We start from the raw sequence: 14,511 nt of genomic DNA, 5'->3' as shown, positions 1-14,511 counted from the left end.
GGACGGCCCGGTCACGCCTGCCCCGGCACCCTGGTCGCCGCGGCGTGACAGGCGCCGAACCCCTCGGCGCGCACCACGATCCGGCCGCCTTCGATGCGGATCGCGGCCTCGGTCGCGTCGCTCACCGCGGAAATCCCCGCGGCCGCTGCCAGCGCGCCCGTATCGTCCAGCACCACCCGTAGCCGCGGCCACGTCGAATCCGGGCAGGACCGGCGGAGCAGCCCGCGCAGATCGGCCAGCACGAGCGCGACCAGCGGCACCAGCTCCCCGGGCTGTCCGGTCACCACGGCCAGCGTCACCTCGTCGGTGCTGAACGCGGCGCGCACCGCTTCCTCGATCGCGGAAAGCCGGTGCAGGCCGAGTACCGCCACCACCCCGTCACCGTGCAGCCGCACCGGCCCGGCCCGCAACGCGTCGACCGCCTCGGGCGGGGTCCACGGTTGTCCGGCGGCACGCGCTCGCGACACGATCGGCGGCTCCGGCCAGCTGTCCTCGAACCTCAGCGACGGCAACGACTCGCACGCGTGCACCACGTTGAACGGTTCGCCGAACCCCGGCGCGGCGGCGGCCAGCTGGCTCGCCCCGTGCAGCATGGTGAACGCCGCCTCGGCCACGCGGACCAGCCTGCCGTCCTCGCGGTCCGGCGGCGAAAGGCGCTCCAGGACCAGCCCGAACACGATCGCCTCGAACCGGAGCAGCTGGGCATAGGGCCGGTGGGTCAGCTCGTCGGCGAGGATTTCCGGCAGCAGGTCCACGCCGAGGCGGGCGTCCGGGTCGGTGGCCAGCGGCAGCCGCGCCACCCAGGTCCGGGCCAGCGCGCCGAGCACCTCCGCGGCGGAACAGGCCGGCGGGCCGGCCGTCCGCGGTCCGTCCGCGAACCGTCGCGCCTCCTCGGCCAGCACCGCGAAGTAGAGCGCCCGCTTGCCGGGGAAGTTGGAGTACACCGCGCCCCGGGTCAGCTCGGCTCGCTCGGCGATCACGTCGATCTTGGCGTCGCGGAACCCCCGTTCGGTGAACTCGGCCCTGGCCGCGGCGAGCACCTTCGTCCGGTTGCGCTCCTGCGTCTGGGCCCTGGTCAGCCGCGCCATGGTGATCCTCCGATCCGTTCCCGGCCAAAATACCTTCAACATTGATATGATGTGATCATCTGACTTCAACATCTGGAGGTTCCGGTGTCCGCTGTCCCCGAGATCGACCTGGCCGACCCGGCGGTGGCCGCCGACCCGTTCACCGCCTACGGCACCGCCCGCGAGCAGGGACCGGTGGCGAAGCTCGTCGGCCCCGGTTTCGCGCCGATGTGGGTGCTGACCCGGCATGCCGAGGCCCGCGCGATGCTCACCGACGGTCGGTTTGCGCTCGGCGAAGGCACCTACCAACCACTCGACGTGCCCGAGCACTGCCGGCCGTATCTGCGGACGATGCAGGAGACGGAAGGCGAACAGCACGCTCGCCTGCGCCGGCTGACCGCGCCCGCGTTCGCTGCCCGCAGAGCGCTCGACTTCCGCCCGCGGATCGAGCGCGTGGTGACCCGCCTGCTGGACGCCCTGCCTGCGCAGGGCCCGGTGGACCTGCTCACGGAGTTCGCCCAGCCGCTGCCGATGGAGGTCATCTGCGAGCTGGTCGGGGTGCCCGAAGCCGACCGTCCGCGCTGGCACGAGTACGGCACGACGGTGGTGCGGGGCACCGGCTCGGGATTCGCCACCGCGGTGCCCGGCATCATCGACGGTGCGCGCGACCTCGTCGCCCGTCCGGACAGCGACCTGCTCCGTCACCTCACCGGGGACGCCGGACTGACCGAGCAGGAGACCGTGGCGATGGTGTGGCAGCTGGTCCTCGCCGGGCAGACACCGGCGAACTTTCTCGCCAACGCCGTCGAAACCCTGCTCGCGCATCCGGATCAGGCTGCCGTGCTGCGCGCGGAACCACAGTGGTGGCCGAACGCGGTCGACGAACTGATGCGCTGGTGCGGTTCGCAGCTGCTGACCATCCCGCGGCGAACCACCGAGGATGTGGACCTGCACGGCGTCCTCGTCCGGGCCGGTGAGCCGGTGACGGCGTCGATCGCGGCGGCGAACCACGATCCGCGGGCGTTCGACGACCCGGACCGGTTCGACGTGCGCCGGGCCGCGGGGGCGCACCTCGGTTTCGCGTACGGGCCGCATTTCTGCCTCGGCGCCTCGTTCGCACGGGTCCAGGTCGAGGTGGCGCTCAGCGCGATCCTGGACCGCTTCCCCGGCCTGCGCGTGCTCGAGGTGCAGCGGGTCCCCGACCCGGGCACCTGGCGGCTGGCCGCGCTGCCGGTGCTCCGGTGACGCCCTCGATCGAGTGATGCCCCGGCGGGACACCCGCAGCGGCGTTACCGTCGCCGGGTCGCCGTCCTGTCCGGGAGGTACGCATGGCCCCGCATCCTGTCCGTCGCCGGACCGGCCGTGCCGGATCCCCGGCGGATGTGGTTGCCGGCCGCGGTACGCGGGGTGCCGGCCGTGGTGTTCGGCGTGCTGACGCTCGGCCGGCCGGGGGTCACCGTGCCGGCGCCGACGACGCTGGCCTGCGCAGGGGCGGAGATCACCCGGGGGCGGAGATCGTGGCCGCGATCCGGCGGCACAGGCAGCTCATCGGCGGGGCGTTCCTCGTGGTGGCCGCCCTGGTGCCGGTCGTCGCCGGGGTGCCGGTCCGCCCGATCGCGGGGGGCGTTCGGCGTCGCGATCGGGCTCGGAGTCCGGGCACTGCCGGACGGGATCGCACCGGTGGTGCCGGCCCTGCGGCTGCCGCGGCCGCCCGCGGCCGGCCCGGCGGACCAGGCCGGCTAGCGCGACAATCGTCAGGGGACCACCCAGCGGCGGAGGGAGCGGTGATGACGCAGTACCCACGCGACTACGACCAGAACACCCGGCCGGGGGTGGACGCGGCCCGGCTGTGGGCAGGCGGCGTCGCCAGCGCGGTGGTCGCGGCGCTCGTCGCCGTCGTCGGCCTGCTGATCGCGCGGGGGCTGTTCGACGTGCCGGTGCTGGCCCCCAAGGGCGACGGCATCTGGGGCAACGCGAGCACCACCACCTACGCGATCGCCGCCGCGGCCATCGCCCTGCTGGCCACCGGGCTGATGCACCTGCTGAGCGTTGCCACCCCGGCACCCGGTCAGTTCTTCGGCTGGATCATGGCGCTGGTGACGCTGATCGCGGTCGTCCTGCCGCTGACCCTCACCGTGGAACAGAGCGCGAAAATCGCGACCGCGGTGATCAATCTCGTCATCGGACTCGTGATCGCGCTGGTGGTCAGCAGCATGGCCGCGAACGCCCGCACCCTGCACAGCCGCAAACGGGGCCGCCGCGAACCCCCGCCACCGACCCGCCCATGGCCGGGGTCGTCGTACTACGACAGCTGACCCGGGCCACCCCGGGCGCCCGGGTCCGGAAGGACGACGAGCACCCAGTTCTCCGGCCGGCCCGGTCGGGGAAGACCTGGCCGATCCCCCACCGAGGAAACCCGGCGCCGACGGTGCCGACCGCATTCGTTCCCGCCGACGTGCGGCGCAGCCGTGCCGGCAGTCGCCTCGTGGCCCTGCTGGATGCCGTTCCGGTGGTCCGCACCGGCGCAGGGTTCGTGGCGGCACCGGTCTTCGACGACGACACCGCGACCCAGCGCGGCTACTTCAAGCCGGCCGCCTCGAGCCCGGTGACGCCGGCTGATCGCTGCAGGTCCATGGTGGGCTCTCTGCGCCGGCTATGCCGCGGGACGCTCCTCGCGTTCGCCGAACCGGCCCGGAAAGTCCACTGTGGACGGAGGACCGGCGAGGTGCCGCACTGACTGGCCCCGAGCCGCGCTGCTCGTTGCAGTGCACACCGGCTGACGCGTACGGCCGGACCGGCGCGACGTCGCGCCGATCCGGCCTGCGGGGCTCAGTCCTTCAGCAGGTGCCGGGCCATCACCACGCGCTGGATCTGATTGGTGCCCTCGTAGATCTGGGTGATCTTGGCGTCGCGCATCATCCGCTCCAGCGGGAAGTCGCGGGTGTAGCCGTAGCCGCCGAGGAGCTGGACGGCGTCGGTGGTCACGCGCATCGCGACGTCGGAGGCGTGGCACTTCGCGGCGGCCCCGAAGAACGACAGGTCCTTGTCCTGGCGCTCGGATTTCGCGGCCGCGGTGTAGACCATCTGGCGCGCGGTTTCCACGGCCATCGCCATGTCCGCGAGCATGAACTGGATGCCCTGGAAATCGGCGATGTGCTTGCCGAACTGCTTGCGCTCGCGAACGTAGGCCAGTGCGTGCTCCAGGGCACCCTGCGCGATGCCGACCGCCTGGGCGGCGATGGTCACCCGCGTGTGGTCCAGCGTGCGCAGGGCGATCTTCAGGCCCTGCCCCGGCTCGCCCACCAGCCGGTCACCCGGGATGCGGGTGTCCTCGAACAGCAGCTCACGCGTCGGCGATCCCTTGACCCCCAGTTTCCGTTCCTTGGCACCGAAGGTGAACCCCGGGTCCGACTTCTCGACCACGAAAGCGCTCACGTTCGAACCACGCGCACCGTCCGGATCGGTCACCGCCAGCACCGTGTAGTACTCCGAAAAGCCCGCGTTGCTTATCCACGACTTCTGTCCATTCAGGACCCAGTCGTCACCGGAACGGGTTGCACGGCAACGCATCGAGGCGGTGTCCGAGCCGGCGTCGCGTTCGGACAGGGCATACGAGAACGCCGCCTCACCGGAAGCCAGCGGTGGCAGGTACTTCGCCTTGACGTCCTCGCTCGCGGCCAGCATCAACGGCAGGCTGCCCAGTTTGTTGACCGCCGGGATCAGCGAGGACGACGCACACACCCGTGCGACTTCCTCGATCACGATGCAGGTGGCGAGCGCGTCGGCACCTGCGCCGCCGTAGGACTCCGGCACGTGCGGGGCGTGGAAGTCCGACGCGACCAGTGCGTCGTAGGCCGCCTTCGGGAACTCCTCGCGTTCGTCGGTTTCCGCGGCGTGCGGCGCGATCCGTTCATCGGCGACCGCGCGTACCGCCTCGCGGATCGCTTCGTGGTCTTCGGTGATGGTGAACAGGTCGAAAGTCATCCCCGGCTCCTCAAGCGTAGGTGTAGAAACCACGGCCGGTCTTGCGGCCGAGCAAGCCCGCGTCGACCATCCGCGCCAGCAGCGGCGGCGGGGCGTACAGCGGCTCCTTGAACTCCTCGTACAGCGATTCCGCGACCGCCTTCGTGGTGTCCAGTCCGATCAGGTCGGCCAGCGCCAGCGGGCCCTGCGGATGTGCGGCACCGCGCACCAGGCCCTCGTCGATCGCCTCCTTCGTGGCGAATCCGGACTCCAGCATCCGCACCGCGGCGAGGATGAACGGGATCAGCAGCGCGTTGACCACGAACCCGGCCCGGTCCTGGCACAGGATCGCGTGCTTGCCCAGTACGTCCTGGGCGAACGTCCGCGCCCGCGCGGTGGTCTCCTCGCCGGTCAGCAGCGAGGGCACCAGTTCGACCAGCGGCAGCACCGGGACCGGGTTGAAGAAGTGCACGCCGAGCACCTGTCCCGGACGGGTGGTCGCGGTGCCGAGCTTCATGATCGGGATCGACGAGGTGTTCGACGCCAGCACCGCGTCCGGCGCCGCGACGATCTTGTCCAGCCTGCCGAACAGCTCGGCCTTCACCGCCTCGTTCTCCACCACGGCCTCGATCACCAGGGTGCGATCCGCCAGCTCGTCGAGGTCCTCGCCGACCCGGATCCGGTCCAGCACCTCGGCCGCGGAGGCGATCTTGCCCTTGCGCTCGGCCCGCGCCAGCGACGCGGCCAGCCGCTCACGGCCGGCCTCGGCCGCGGCGCGGCTCGATTCGACCGCCACGACGTCCAGCCCCGCCCTGGCGCTCACCTCGGCGATCCCCGCCCCCATCTGCCCGCATCCGACCACGCCGACGAGCTCCACGCGGCGACTCCTCTCCTCTGGTACTAAGTTCCACTTATACGGTACTCAGTACCAGACGGTAACGGAAGCCCGGCCGGTCCCACCGCCTAGGCTGAGCGCAGTGCGCGGAAAGGTGGTCGGATGCCAGCGAAGCCGGCAAGGCAGCGGCTGACCGAGGCCGCCTTCGAGCTGTTCGAGGAACGCGGGTACGACCAGACCACCGTCGACGACATCACCGAACGGGCAGGCGTCGGCCGGACCACGTTTTTCCGCGCGTTCCGGTCCAAGGAAGAAGTGATCTTCCCGGACCACGAGGTGCTGCTGGGCTCGATCGAGAGCAGGCTGGACGGCGCCGATCCGCGGACCGCGCTGGTGGCGGTCACCGAGGCGGCGCGGCTGGTGCTTCGGCACTACGTCGCGGAAGGCGAGCTCGCGCTCGCGCGCTACCGGCTGACCCGCAGTGTGCCCGCGCTGCGGGCTCGCGAGATCGCCGGCACGCAGCAGTACCAGCGGCTGTTCCGCGAGTTCGTGCACCGATGGCTGGGCGGCGGACCGGACACCGCGCTGCGCGCCGAACTGCTCGCCGCGGCAGTGGTGACCGCGCACAACCACGTGCTGCGCCGCTGGCTGCGCGGGCAAGCGCCGGACCCGGAGACCGAGTTCGACGCCGCGATGGCCGACACGGTGGCGTTGTTCGCCGCGCGCGAGGACGAGCCGGGCACCACGGTGGTCGCGTTCCGGACCGGCAAGGACCTCTCCGCCGTGCTGCCCGGTCTGCGCCGGCTGCTCGGCGACGAGGGCGCGCTCGGCTGATCAGTCCGCAGTGGACGGAGCACGGCGCGGGAACCACGGCACCACCGGCGAAGTCCGTCGCTGGTACTGCGCGTACTCCGGATACCGGCCGCGGGTGATGCTCTCGGTGAAGACCGTGGACCCGACGAACAGCAGGGTCAGCAGGATCGCGCCGGCGACGGTCCAGGTGAGTGCGCCCGCCGCGGCCACGCCGATCCCGGCGACGAGCCACCACTGCGCCTGTTCGAAGAAGAAGTTCGGGTGCCGGGAAAACCGGAAGAGCCCGGTCTGGCGGAACTGCGGTTCGGGCGTGCGCCCGGCAGCACGTTCACCGGCCTTCCAGCGGTGGAAGTCCCACTGCTGCTGATCGGCCACGGTCTCCCCGGCAAGGCAGCCGAGAAACGCGACGGCGAGCACCACGTCGGCCACGCCGAAGGGCGTGCGGTGGTCCAGCGCCGTCCATGCGGGCAGCGCGATGAGCAGCAGGATCGCGTTCTGGTAGAGCGTGATGAAGAAGAGGTTGAACAGCTGGAACTGCCACGGCGCCATCCGCGCCCGCAGCACCGCCCAGCGGTAGTCCTCGCCACCGCGCGCATAACCACCCTTGCGCGCGTAGTTGAACGTCAGCCGGGCACCCCACAGGGCCACGAGCGCGAACAGCACGTTCAGCCGAACGTCGGCGAAACCCGCGTGCCCGGCGAAGATCCCGGTGTAGGCCACCGGCACGAGCGACCAGATCCGGTCCACCCACGAGTACTCCCTGGTGAGCACGGAAAGCAGCCAGCAGACAAGGCAGACCGCCGCGAAGACGCACAGGCAGACCTGGAACGCGTTCATACCGACGACTCTACTGACCGCGCCCGGTGCACCTAGGTGCGTGTCCGGCAAGGCCGTGGTCCAGGTGATCACGGCGGGCGAAACTACCGCGGAGCGGTAGACGGTGGCGAGGTTGCTGTGGCGGGTGGCCAAGCGGCGCCCTGGTTGGAGCAGGGTGAAGCCGCGTTCGACGATGCTTGTGGCTGCGATAGTCGAGCGGGTCGAACGCGGGGGCGGCTGCCGCGCGACTCCCGGTGTGTGCGGTGCCCGATCTGATATCCGCTGCAGCGCCGTGTCCCCCATGCCGTCGCCGGTCAGCCGACGACGGGCGACCCCGCCCACCGGCAGTATCCCGGCCACCACCCGCACCGTTTGTCGGACACACCCTAGGGTCAGCGGCCATGTCCGCGAACCTGCCGCTGCGACGACGGGGCATCGACCTCTTCTTCGCGGTCGTGTTCAGTGCCTTCACCGTGACGTCGCTGATCAGCGACCTGCTGCCCACCGTCGGCGTGGACTTCTCCCGGCCGACCGGGAACTTCTTCGTGGACTCCAACTACTGGTACGCCCACGACGCGGATCCGCTGTTCATGCACCCGCCGGACTGGATGCGGATCGTGACCGGGCTGTCCGCGTTCGGCTATCTGCCGTTCTACCTGGTACTGGTGTTCTGCCTGGTCAAGGGCCGCAACGGGATCCAGCTGCCCGCGGTGGTCTACGCGACGATGATCGTCACGCTCACCGGGATCGTGGTGTTCGGCGTGGAGTTCTTCGGGGACCCGGCGACGCGCACCGGCAACCCGGCCAAGTTCCTCGCGTTCAACCTGCCCTACGTCCTGGTGCCGTTGCTGCTGCTGATCCGGATGCGCAAGCCGCTGCCGTTCACCCGCCGGTTCTGAGCACTGTGGACGGATCAGGTTCCGGCCACCAGCGCGGCCACCGCGGCCATCCCCTCGGCGTTCGGATGGTAGGGGACCGGGCCGCCGCGCCGTGGATTGCCGAACCGGAACCCGCCGACCCACGGCTGCGACGAGCCGAGCCCGTGTCCGGCGCTCGCTTCCGACGCCGCCACGAGACGGGCACCGGATTCGTCCGCGGCCCGCGCGAACGCGCCTGCCAATCCTGCGGCCGTCTCGCGGGCCCAGCCCAGCCACGCCTCGTCCAGCGGGACATCGCGGCCAGCCACGGTGTCCGGTCCGATCAGGGTGAGGTAATCGACGAGCAGCACCCGCGCCCGCGGCGCTCGCGCGCGGACCTCGGACACGACCTCGGCAAGCGAAGCGGCGACTGCGCGGTACGCGTCCGGTGAGACCGGCACGGGGGTCCCGGCGACGAGCCCGCGCACCGGACCGGGCAGCCGGCGGGCCACCCATCCGCGGACGCTCGCGGTGATCAGGCCGCCCACGTAGGACAGATCGTTGCCACCCGCGGTGACGGTGACCAGGCGGGCCTCCGGTCCGACCGCTTCCAGCTGCGGGCGGGCCCGGCCCTGCTGTTCCCGCAGCAGGTGCACGGTCGTCGCACCGGAACTCGTCACGTCCACCAGCCGCAGGCCGAGGGTGTCCGCGGCCAGCTGCGGGTAATTCCGCCCGGAACGCAGCGCCGTGCGGTCGAGGACCGGCAGAATCCCCGGACCGGCCGCGAACGAACTGCCCAGCGCCACGTAAACGTCGTCGGTCACCCGACCCATTGTGCCCGGCGCGCGGCGCTCCGGGCCGGCAGCACGCCGGGGTCCGACAGCCGCAGCGGCATCGTCTCCGGGTGGTATTCGAAGTGCCACCACTCGTTGCCGTAGCGGCGGTGCAGGTCGTAGGCGGGGCCGTGCCGTTCCAGCCAGGCCGCGCCCTCGACCGGGCGCACGTCGAGTGCGGTGCCGCGCACGTGCGCGGACTCCTCCGGCGGCAGCACCCGCCGCCGGGCCGCCGCGACCGAACCGGTGCGGTGGACCTCGGCGGTGAAGAGCCGGTGCTGCTCGGCCGCGTCGCGGTGGCCGGAGGTGAGACCGATCAGCTGGCCGTCTCGCCAGAACGCCTCGGTGCGCGCCGTGGTGAACGCCTCGCGCGCCGCGGCGGACAGGCCGGCCAGGTCCTCGGCGGGGAACCGCAGCCCGAGTGCCCACTGGCAGGCCAGGTAACGGGCCCGGCCCGGGGCCCGCACGAAAGTGACCGGGAGTGCCAGCACGGCCAGCAGCCGGGTGATCGTCGCGAGCAACCGGGGACGGAGCAGGAACCTGATCATGCGTCCCAGCCTCTGCCGCGAGTATGTCCGCGCAGTCGCTGCGAGGTCCGGGCTGCCCGACAGCTCGGTAACAGCTCTGTGACACCCGCCGTCCGTTACCCGGCCATGACATTCCGCGGACACCACGGTGAACCGGGGCCCGCACAGTGTCCGGTGGTGTCCGCTGTGGACTGTCCGGGTGCCGGACGGGCGGGCCCGCTGCGCCGCTGGGATAGTGAGAACATGCCCCGGGTACTGCTCATCGAAGACGACCAGGCCGTGCGGGAGGGCCTGCAGATCGCCCTGACCTACCAGGGCCACACCGTCGACGCGGTGGAAACCGGCGAGGACGGCCTTGTCCGGCTCGGCGGCGAGGCACCCGACGTCGTGGTGCTCGACCTGATGCTGCCGGGGATGGACGGATTCGAGGTGTGCCGCCGGATCCGTGCGTCCGGCGATCTGCCGATCATCATGCTCACCGCGCGCAGCGACGACATCGACGTGGTCGCGGGCCTGGAGGCGGGTGCCGACGACTACGTGGTCAAGCCCGCGCAGGCCCGGGTGCTGGAGGCCCGCATCCGCGCGGTGCTGCGGCGCACCGGCGGCGAACCGCGCAAGGCCGGCGCCGGCAGAGCGGAACCGGAGCAGCACGGCGAGCTCACCATCGACCGGCAGGGCCTCGCGGTGCGCAAGCACGGCGAACCGGTCACGCTCGCCCCGACCGAACTGCGGCTGCTACTGGAACTCTCCGCCGCGCCGGGACAGGTACTCAGCCGCCAGCAGCTGCTGGAATCGGTGTGGGACCAGGGATACCTCGGCGATTCCCGGCTCGTGGACGCCTGCGTGCAGCGGCTGCGCTCGAAGATCGAGGACGATCCGGGGGCGCCGCGGTACGTGCAGACCCTGCGGGGATTCGGCTACCGTTTCGGACCGCTGTGAAGCACTGGCAATACTGGGGACTGCGCGCGCGGCTGCTGCTCGCGTTCGCGCTGCTGAGCGTGGTCACCGCGGCCGCGGTCGCGGCGATCGGCTACACGCGGGCGCGGGACGCGATCGTGCAGCGCGCGCAGGACAACGCCGTGATCGAGATGACCGGCCAGATCCAGCAGCTCTACCCGGTGCCGGTGGTGCCGCCGGACCGGGCCACGCTGGCCGGGATCGTGGACGAGCTGAACGGACGGAAGAACGCCGCGCTGGCGGTCAGCGGCACACTACACGAGGGCAACATGCCCCCGGCGGTGCTCACCCCGGAGCTGCGGCGCACGGTGGCGTCCGGCCTGGTGGGCTGGCAGCGGGTGGAGGTCGGCGGCGTCACCCGGCTGGTACTCGGGACGCAGCTGCGGATCGCGGACGGCCACGCCAGGACGGGTACGTCGTATCCCTCCGGCATCGAGGTGTACGAACTGCGCAACCTCGACGGCGAGATCGCCACCATCGACGGCCTCGCCCGGGACGCGTGGCTCATCGGCGGCGCCGCATTGCTGCTGTCGATGCTGCTCGCGCTGCTCGCCGCCCGCAGTGTGCTCGAGCCCGTCCAAGAGCTGCAGCGAGCGGCGCACCGGCTCGGCGACGGCGACCTCGACGCCCGGCTCGCGGTGCGCGGCGGTGACGAACTCGCCGCGGTCGCCGGCACGTTCAACTCCACCGCGGAATCCCTGCAGCGGCACGTCGGCGAGCTGCGCCGGATGGAAGCCGACGCACGCCGGTTCGTCGCCGACGTCTCGCACGAACTGCGCACCCCGCTCGCCGCGATGACCGCGGTCACCGACATGCTCGACGCCGAGGCGGAGCAGCTACCCGAGGTGGCCGGCCAGGCCGTGCGGCTGGTCAGCCGCGAAACCCACAACCTGACCCGGCTGGTGAACGATCTGATCGAGGTCACCCGCTTCGACTCCGGCACGGCTTCGCTCGCGCTCGACGACGTCGACGTGGCCGAAGCCGTGCGCGCGACGTTGCGCACCCGGGGTTTCACGGATTCGGTGACCCTGCAGCTGCCCGCCGGGATCCGGGCCACGCTGGACCCGCGACGGCTGGACGTGATCGTGGCCAACCTGGTCGGCAATGCGCTGCGGCACGGCGCCGCACCGGTCACCGTCGGGCTGGACCAGGACGAGTCCGGGATCGCGCTCGAGGTCACCGACACCGGCCCCGGACTCGACGAGGAGGTGCTTCCGCACGTGTTCGATCGCTTCTACAAGGCCGACACCGCACGCAGCCGTTCCGCGGGAAGCGGGCTCGGGCTCGCGATCGCCTGGGAGAACGCACGCCTGCACGGCGGGCGGCTCACCGCGGCCAACCGCACGGGTGGTGGCGCGGTGTTCACCCTGTGGCTGCCGCAGCATCCGCCGGCGGTCCGGTGATCCGCCGGGCCGGGTGCGCGCTGGCCGTCGTCGCGCTGCTGGCCGCGGGCTGCGGGGTGCGGCCGAGCGGCGTGATCCAGGGGCTGGAAGCACCGAGCGGGCCGCCCGTCCCGTCGGCCGGCGGCCACGGGACGGGAGCGCCGAGCAGCCCGCCCGCGGCCGTCTCGCTGTACTTCGTCTCCGGCGGTTCGGTGGTCCCGGTGACCCGGCCGGAGGTCGCAACGGCCCCGGCCGGGCTCCTCACCCTGCTCGCCGGCGGACCGGACGAGTCGGAACGCGCGAACGGCCTCACCACGGAGGTGCCGCGAACGATCGCGCCCGCCACCGTGACGACGTCCGGCACCACGGTCGAAGCGATGCTGGGCACCGACGTCACGGCGCTGTCCCCCACCGCCGTCAACCAGATCGTGTGCACACTGCTGGCCGCGAACAGCCTCGCCGACGCCGGAACGGCCCTGCTGCGCAGCGGCGGCCACTCACTGCACGCCCACTCCTGCGCCGGCTGAGCGGCACCGTGGATCGGTAAGCCCGGCGAGCGTGGCGCTCAGCGCGGCCTGATCGCCGGGGCGAAGACCACCGCCAGCGCGCAGAGCCCGAACGGCACCGCGAACGTGACGTTCAGCGGCATCCAGCGGGTCAGCCCGCCGATGATCGCCGGTCCGGCGAGGAGACCGACGTAGCCGAGCCCGACAACCCGTGCCATCAGTGCGCCCGACGCGCGGGTGTCGAGGTTGCCCGCCGCGGTGAACAGCTGCGGTACCCCACCGGAAAGGCCGAGCCCGAACAGCGCCCAGCCGGCCAGTGCGAGCGGCACCCACGGCGACAGCGACACGATGGCCACCCCGAGCGCCGCGAGCGCCGAACCGTAGCGGACCACCGCGACCGGCCCGGCGAACCCGGCGACCCGGTCGGTGGCGAACCGGCCTGCGGTCATCGCCACCGCGAACGAACCGTAGGCCAGCGCCGCGGTGCTCTCCGAAGTACCCAGCACGTCGCGCAGGTGCAGCGCCGCCCAGTCGTTCGCGACGCCCTCGGACAGCATCAGCGCGAGCGCGAGGATCCCGAGCAGCCAGACGATCCGCATCGGCGGACGACGTGTTCCGGTGTCCACAGTGCCCTGTTCGGCCGAACTTTCCGTCGAGGACAGCAGGAACCGGCCGGCGATCGCGATGATCAGCACGCACAGCAGGCCGGTACCGCCGAGCGAGAGGGCAGTGGGCACACCGGCGCCGAGCACCGCCGCACCCACTGCCGCGGCGAGCGCGCCGCCGATCGACCACATCGCGTGGAACGCCGCCATGATCGGCCGCGGATAAGCCCGTTCCACCACCACGGCCTGCGCGTTCATCGCCACGTCGAGCGAACCGTTGAAGAAGCCGAAGGCGATCAGCGCGAGCCCCAGCGTCCACCAGTTCACCGCCAGGCCCGGCAGGGTGATGGCCACCCCGAGCAGCACCCCGGCGGCGGGCACGATCCGGTGGTTGCCGAACCGGTCGGTCAGCGGACCGCAGATCTGCATGCCGGCGAACGCCGCGCCGCCGAGCACGAGCAGCAGCGCACCGAGCGTGCTGTGCGAAATCCGGGTGGCATGTTCCACCACCGGGATGTGCACGACCCACATGCCGACCGCGAACCCGTTGAGCGCGAACACGGTCCAGGTCGCCGCGCGCGCGGCGCGGGGCGGCGGTGCGGTCCGCGCGGTGGGCGGGGACACCTCGGTCATCGGCTCCGTTTCCTCCTCCGGGTCCGGCCCATGGTCGCACGACGGGTCCCGCCGCGGGCGATGCCCGCGCGGCTGGGGCATGATGGGCGGATGCCCGCCGCCGAACCGATCGCCGCCCCGTGAGCGGGGGCTATCTGAAGGGCCGGATCCGCCGGGAGGACATCATTTCGGCGGCGGCCGTGGTGTACGGCGAAGCCGGCTACCACGGCGCTTCGCTGCGGGAAATCGCGAAACGCGTCGGCATCAGCCACGCCGGCCTGCTCTACCACTTCCCCACCAAGGAAGCACTGCTCGCCGCCGTACTGGAACGGCGCGACGCCGAGGACGCCGAACGCGAGCAGCTCGGCGTGCCGCCGGGACTCGAGGTCCTGCGCCGGTTCCTCGCGCTGGCCGAGCACAACGTGCGCCACCCGGGGATCGTCGAGGTGTACTCGCGGCTGGCGGCCGAGGCGGTCGCACCGGGGCATCCGGCGCACGAGTACTTCGACCGGCATTACCGGCAGGCCCGCGAACGCGTGCGGGACTCGTTCCGAGTGCTCGCGGAAACCGGCGAGCTGCGCGCGGGCGTCGACCCCGCCGAGGCGGCACTCACCTTCATCGCGCTGATGGACGGCCTGCAGGTCCAGTGGCTGACCGCGCCCGCACAGGTCGACCCGGTCGGCACACTCCGTTGCTGCCTGCAAAATCTGCTCACCGTACCCCTGTTCCCTTGAGCCG

The 14,511-nt window shown here is 71.9% G+C and carries 16 protein-coding genes; 9 read left to right on the top strand and 7 right to left on the bottom strand.

Annotated elements, in window-relative coordinates:
• Positions 1–11: 11 nt before the first annotated feature.
• Positions 12–1,088 carry a TetR/AcrR family transcriptional regulator gene (locus tag ABD793_RS01340; protein WP_344854370.1) on the bottom strand — a complete coding sequence of 359 codons (1,077 nt, stop codon included), beginning with the start codon at positions 1,086–1,088 and terminating at the stop codon, positions 12–14.
• 84 nt (positions 1,089–1,172) lie between these two features.
• On the opposite strand from ABD793_RS01340, the gene ABD793_RS01335 reads away from it, so the two are divergent.
• From ABD793_RS01335 to ABD793_RS01325, 3 genes are all read left to right on the top strand, one after another.
• The gene (locus ABD793_RS01335; protein WP_344854369.1) at positions 1,173–2,312 is read left to right on the top strand and encodes a cytochrome P450 family protein; all 1,140 of its coding nucleotides are present in this window, start codon (positions 1,173–1,175) and stop codon (positions 2,310–2,312) included.
• Positions 2,313–2,854: 542 nt separating this feature from the next.
• On the top strand, positions 2,855–3,382 hold the full coding sequence (locus tag ABD793_RS01330) for a DUF6069 family protein (protein ID WP_344854368.1): 528 nt from the start codon (positions 2,855–2,857) through the stop codon (positions 3,380–3,382).
• A 113-nt stretch (positions 3,383–3,495) separates the two neighbouring features.
• Entirely contained in the window at positions 3,496–3,804 is a 309-nt protein-coding gene (locus ABD793_RS01325) for a hypothetical protein (RefSeq protein WP_344854367.1), read from the top strand.
• Between the two features lie 92 nt (positions 3,805–3,896).
• Here the strand turns inward: ABD793_RS01325 and ABD793_RS01320 are convergent, their stop codons facing one another.
• On the bottom strand, positions 3,897–5,051 hold the full coding sequence (locus ABD793_RS01320) for an acyl-CoA dehydrogenase family protein (RefSeq protein WP_344854366.1): 1,155 nt from the start codon (positions 5,049–5,051) through the stop codon (positions 3,897–3,899).
• Positions 5,052–5,061: 10 nt separating this feature from the next.
• Positions 5,062–5,874, bottom strand: a complete 813-nt coding sequence (locus tag ABD793_RS01315) for a 3-hydroxybutyryl-CoA dehydrogenase (protein WP_425548648.1) — start codon at positions 5,872–5,874, stop codon at positions 5,062–5,064.
• Between the two features lie 153 nt (positions 5,875–6,027).
• On the opposite strand from ABD793_RS01315, the gene ABD793_RS01310 reads away from it, so the two are divergent.
• On the top strand, positions 6,028–6,699 hold the full coding sequence (locus tag ABD793_RS01310; protein ID WP_344854364.1) for a TetR/AcrR family transcriptional regulator: 672 nt from the start codon (positions 6,028–6,030) through the stop codon (positions 6,697–6,699).
• On the opposite strand, the gene ABD793_RS01305 is transcribed toward ABD793_RS01310, so the two are convergent.
• A complete protein-coding gene (locus tag ABD793_RS01305; protein WP_344854363.1) occupies positions 6,700–7,515 on the bottom strand; it encodes a DUF1295 domain-containing protein in 816 nt (271 codons plus the stop codon).
• A gap of 380 nt (positions 7,516–7,895) precedes the next feature.
• Between ABD793_RS01305 and ABD793_RS01300 the strand changes: the two genes are divergently transcribed.
• On the top strand, positions 7,896–8,393 hold the full coding sequence (locus ABD793_RS01300; RefSeq protein WP_344854362.1) for an EXPERA domain-containing protein: 498 nt from the start codon (positions 7,896–7,898) through the stop codon (positions 8,391–8,393).
• Positions 8,394–8,407: 14 nt separating this feature from the next.
• Here ABD793_RS01300 and ABD793_RS01295 read toward each other — a convergent pair whose 3' ends face one another.
• A complete protein-coding gene (locus tag ABD793_RS01295) occupies positions 8,408–9,175 on the bottom strand; it encodes an SGNH/GDSL hydrolase family protein (protein WP_344854361.1) in 768 nt (255 codons plus the stop codon).
• A complete protein-coding gene (locus tag ABD793_RS01290) occupies positions 9,172–9,732 on the bottom strand; it encodes a M15 family metallopeptidase domain-containing protein (RefSeq protein ID WP_344854359.1) in 561 nt (186 codons plus the stop codon). Before ABD793_RS01290 ends, ABD793_RS01295 begins: the two co-directional genes overlap by 4 nt.
• A 222-nt stretch (positions 9,733–9,954) precedes the next feature.
• On the opposite strand from ABD793_RS01290, the gene ABD793_RS01285 reads away from it, so the two are divergent.
• Genes ABD793_RS01285 through ABD793_RS01275 form a run of 3 tightly spaced genes read left to right on the top strand, consistent with a single transcriptional unit; the run spans position 9,955 to position 12,577 of the window.
• On the top strand, positions 9,955–10,650 hold the full coding sequence (locus tag ABD793_RS01285) for a response regulator (RefSeq protein ID WP_344854358.1): 696 nt from the start codon (positions 9,955–9,957) through the stop codon (positions 10,648–10,650).
• Entirely contained in the window at positions 10,647–12,071 is a 1,425-nt protein-coding gene (locus tag ABD793_RS01280) for an ATP-binding protein (RefSeq protein WP_344854357.1), read from the top strand. Before ABD793_RS01285 ends, ABD793_RS01280 begins: the two co-directional genes overlap by 4 nt.
• A complete protein-coding gene (locus tag ABD793_RS01275) occupies positions 12,038–12,577 on the top strand; it encodes a hypothetical protein (protein ID WP_344854356.1) in 540 nt (179 codons plus the stop codon). The genes ABD793_RS01280 and ABD793_RS01275 overlap by 34 nt, the downstream gene beginning before the upstream one ends.
• A 38-nt stretch (positions 12,578–12,615) precedes the next feature.
• Here ABD793_RS01275 and ABD793_RS01270 read toward each other — a convergent pair whose 3' ends face one another.
• On the bottom strand, positions 12,616–13,794 hold the full coding sequence (locus ABD793_RS01270) for an MFS transporter (protein ID WP_344854355.1): 1,179 nt from the start codon (positions 13,792–13,794) through the stop codon (positions 12,616–12,618).
• A gap of 119 nt (positions 13,795–13,913) precedes the next feature.
• Between ABD793_RS01270 and ABD793_RS01265 the strand changes: the two genes are divergently transcribed.
• A complete protein-coding gene (locus ABD793_RS01265) occupies positions 13,914–14,507 on the top strand; it encodes a TetR/AcrR family transcriptional regulator (protein WP_344854354.1) in 594 nt (197 codons plus the stop codon).
• The last annotated feature ends 4 nt before the right edge of the window (positions 14,508–14,511 follow it).

This window comes from Amycolatopsis ultiminotia, from assembly GCF_039536925.1.
In the GTDB taxonomy this organism is placed as follows: domain Bacteria; phylum Actinomycetota; class Actinomycetes; order Mycobacteriales; family Pseudonocardiaceae; genus Amycolatopsis; species Amycolatopsis ultiminotia.
The sequence above is the reverse complement of the archived record's forward strand: the minus strand, read 5'-3'. Positions and strand labels throughout refer to the sequence as shown.

Bases quoted from the DNA above. Each gene is read 5' to 3' on its own strand.
- ABD793_RS01340 (WP_344854370.1), bottom strand. From the start codon at position 1,088: ATGGCGCGGCTGACCAGGGCCCAGACGCAGGAGCGCAACCGGACGAAG.
- ABD793_RS01330 (WP_344854368.1), top strand. From the start codon at position 2,855: ATGACGCAGTACCCACGCGACTACGACCAGAACACCCGGCCGGGGGTG.
- ABD793_RS01320 (WP_344854366.1), bottom strand. From the start codon at position 5,051: ATGACTTTCGACCTGTTCACCATCACCGAAGACCACGAAGCGATCCGC.
- ABD793_RS01315 (WP_425548648.1), bottom strand. From the start codon at position 5,874: ATGGGGGCGGGGATCGCCGAGGTGAGCGCCAGGGCGGGGCTGGACGTC.
- ABD793_RS01310 (WP_344854364.1), top strand. From the start codon at position 6,028: ATGCCAGCGAAGCCGGCAAGGCAGCGGCTGACCGAGGCCGCCTTCGAG.
- ABD793_RS01305 (WP_344854363.1), bottom strand. From the start codon at position 7,515: ATGAACGCGTTCCAGGTCTGCCTGTGCGTCTTCGCGGCGGTCTGCCTT.
- ABD793_RS01300 (WP_344854362.1), top strand. From the start codon at position 7,896: ATGTCCGCGAACCTGCCGCTGCGACGACGGGGCATCGACCTCTTCTTC.
- ABD793_RS01290 (WP_344854359.1), bottom strand. From the start codon at position 9,732: ATGATCAGGTTCCTGCTCCGTCCCCGGTTGCTCGCGACGATCACCCGG.
- ABD793_RS01285 (WP_344854358.1), top strand. From the start codon at position 9,955: ATGCCCCGGGTACTGCTCATCGAAGACGACCAGGCCGTGCGGGAGGGC.
- ABD793_RS01270 (WP_344854355.1), bottom strand. From the start codon at position 13,794: ATGACCGAGGTGTCCCCGCCCACCGCGCGGACCGCACCGCCGCCCCGC.